General features: G+C 43.6%; 2 protein-coding genes. Both read left to right on the top strand.

The genetic code is table 11. The features are described from left to right. Positions 1 to 329: 329 nt before the first annotated feature. A complete protein-coding gene (gene metA / locus R7P35_RS23585; RefSeq protein ID WP_005464332.1) occupies positions 330 to 1,271 on the top strand; it encodes a homoserine O-acetyltransferase MetA in 942 nt (313 codons plus the stop codon). 149 nt (positions 1,272 to 1,420) lie between these two features. Then, entirely contained in the window at positions 1,421 to 2,146 is a 726-nt protein-coding gene (gene pilW / locus R7P35_RS23580) for a type IV pilus biogenesis/stability protein PilW (protein WP_318092733.1), read from the top strand. Positions 2,147 to 2,653: the final 507 nt, after the last annotated feature.

Below are 2,653 nucleotides of genomic sequence, written 5' to 3'. Positions count from 1 at the left end.
GAGCGAGCGAATAGTTTTTAGTATGGCTCACGATTTAAAGACTAAGTTACATTCAAGTCACGTTTGCATACTAACTTGATCGCATAATGCGCATCAAATAATAGTCACCTCGTTTCAACCTCGTCTCATCAGAAACCCTGTTTTAATCACAATTGCTGGCTGCTTTGCTGTGCCTTTCCCATACTATCTAATAGGCGTCGCTATCTTCTGCTATCAGCGTTTTGAAATAACCTTGGCTAAAGTCACATTTCGTATCGACATCCATTTTAATTTAAGTTAGCTTTAGAAGTATAGACGTCTAGATTGACTAAGCTTAGGGAGAGAAAGTCGTGCCAATTAGAATTCCAGATCAACTACCTGCTTCAGATGTACTAAGGACAGAGAACATCTTTGTAATGAGCGAAACTCGTGCCGCGAGTCAAGAAATACGTCCTTTGCGAGTACTGATTCTGAATTTGATGCCCAAGAAAATCGAAACAGAAACGCAGTTTCTTCGCCTCCTTTCAAACAGTCCATTGCAAGTAAACGTCGAGCTACTGCGCATCGATAATCGACCAAGCAAAAACACACCAACCGAGCATTTAGATACGTTTTACCGTCAGTTTGAGATGGTAAAAGGGAAGAATTTCGACGGTCTTATCATCACTGGTGCGCCACTTGGTCTAGTGCAATTTGAAGATGTGATCTATTGGGATCATTTAAAAACCATCATGGAATGGGCGAAAGACCATGTTACCTCGACGTTGTATGTGTGTTGGGCGGCGCAAGCTGGCTTAAAGTTGTTGTATGACTTGCCGAAAAAAACGCGTAAAGAAAAGCTTTCCGGTGTATATCATCACCAAATTCATAATCCATTCCACCCTATTTTACGTGGGTTTGATGATACGTTTTTAGCGCCCCATTCGCGTTATGCCGATTTTTCGCCACACTTTTTAGAAGAACATACCGACTTAGATATTCTCGCCACATCCGATGTGGCGGGCGTATATCTGGCAACGACCAAAGACAAGCGAAACGTTTTTGTTACCGGCCATCCAGAGTATGACTCGCACACTCTTCACAATGAGTACATTCGGGATTTGGGTGAAGGGATGGAGCCGGCAATTCCGGTCAATTACTACCCGAACAACAACCCAGATAACCCTCCCATTGCGAGTTGGCGAAGCCACGGACACTTGCTGTTCTTGAACTGGCTCAACTACTGCGTATACCAACAAACGCCTTACGATCTGGATCACTTCAGCGAAGATGCTTTCACTAAAGACGATTAAATCAACGAATTAAGTTTGTGAACCGAGCCGCCATCTGGCGGCTTTTTCATATCAGTTTGCAAACCTGATCGCATAGTGCTTTTTCCTCAATGGGCTTTTGCTACGTAATTCATATCATGCTGTCAGATTCAGGGATGTGGGGAAGAAGAATGAAAACCGTAACGCTCAGTGCACTAATGTTGATGACTCAGTTTGCACTCGTAGGCTGTGTTACCGTAAAAGAAAACGGCGCTCCTCTCGTGAAGGCCGATCCTGTTGCTATGGCAGAATCTCGCATCGCTCTTGGGCTTGGTTATCTCGAAGGTGGCAATATGATCCGAGCGCACGACAACTTGCAACAAGCCTTGAGCCACGCCCCACAATACTACCGTGCACAGCTTTCTATGGCACACTACTACGAAACCGTTGGTGAAGATGCGAAAGCGGAAGACATGTACAAACGCTCTTTACGCCAACACACCAAAAACGGCAACGTGCTCAATAACTACGGAACATTTCTATGTAAACGAGGTGATTTCCAACAAGCTGACCAAATGTTTAACCGCGCAATTGAACAACCTTATTACTACCTCATCCCTGCAAGCTACGAAAACGCCGCTTTCTGCGCATTGAAATCACAAGATAAAGACAAAGCAAAATACTACTTTACGCGAGCTATCGATCACGACCCACACCGCCCAAAATCGATTCTCCAACTGGCTAAACTCGAAATAGAAAGTGGCAACTTTACCGATGCAAGAATTCGACTGATGCGATTTAATCAAATGTACGGTGTGAAAAAACCGTCACTGCAACTTATGATCGAGTTAGAACGTGCGGCAGGTAATGAAGCGCTAGAGCAAAAATACGTAAAACAGTTAGAACGCATGTCTTAACGAGCCACACTAATAACCCAAACAGCATAAGTCTTTGCTTAACCTCTCATTTTATTTTTAGGCTCACTTACACCGTTCAAGTTAAGTGAGCCTTGTTTCTCAGAACGCCGACAAATCCCCTGTTTCACTTGTGTTTCAGTCACTGAAAGAGCGACATTACTCCTGTACTTAACATTCAAAATCGGTACTATTTGAAAGATACGTGACCGAGTCACTTTTTGAGTTCTAACTCAATAATTACTGAATGATTGTGCGCTTCGTTGAAGTGCAATTTGCTTTTATTATGAATCTTGTCGTTCAAGAACACATACCCAAGGATGTTGACGCCGGATGAAACCTGCCTGCACACTCTTACTGCTTGCTTCTTTAAGCTCCCCCTTTCTTGCTAGTGCTCAACCCGTCAATGACCTCGTATTTACCGTAGGTATCGTTTCCGACAAAGCAAAAAGTAAAATCAAAAAGGCGACACCCTTTGCTCAATATGTGTCCGGAAGGCTGAATCACCTC

Source organism: Vibrio sp. Vb0304, assembly GCF_033338995.1.
Classification (GTDB): Bacteria; Pseudomonadota; Gammaproteobacteria; order Enterobacterales; family Vibrionaceae; genus Vibrio; species Vibrio alginolyticus.
Note: the sequence above shows the minus strand (reverse complement) of the source record. Positions and strands in the feature narration are given on the sequence as shown.